This window comes from Neisseria sp. P0009.S007 (genome assembly GCF_051962515.1).
This window is the reverse complement of sequence record NZ_JBQCVF010000988.1, coordinates 1-336: the sequence shown is the minus strand read 5'-3', so window position 1 is coordinate 336 and position 336 is coordinate 1. Positions and strand designations below refer to the sequence as shown.

The window sequence follows — 336 nt, the reverse complement described above, 5'->3', positions numbered from 1 at the left end:
TCCCAAGGATAGTTGATCCACCAGTCTTCAACGGTAATGCCGCTGAAATAAGGGACACCTTCAGGAATTTTACCGACTTTGGCTTTGATTTTTTCATGCAATACTGCCACGCCGACAGTGCCGAAATCTTCTTTCAACAATTCGTTCAGGCAGAACTCCATGGTAACGCGGCTGTCGTCCACTTCGTCAACAACCAGTACGTTTTTGCCTTTCAGGGCATCTGGAACGGGATCAAGCCATTGGACTTTTTTTACTTCCTCGGTCACTTGACCTTCGTTATCGCTGTCGTAGTAGGCTGTGGTGACGGCGTAAATTGGAATTTCCAAGAAGCAGCGC

Annotated in this window: 1 protein-coding gene; it reads right to left on the bottom strand. The window is 47.6% G+C overall.

Annotation, left to right across the window (positions count from 1 at the left end; all coding sequences use genetic code 11):
• On the bottom strand, positions 1-336 hold a 336-nt coding region (locus ACTHS3_RS17460), incomplete at both ends, for a phosphoribosyltransferase (RefSeq protein ID WP_440368693.1).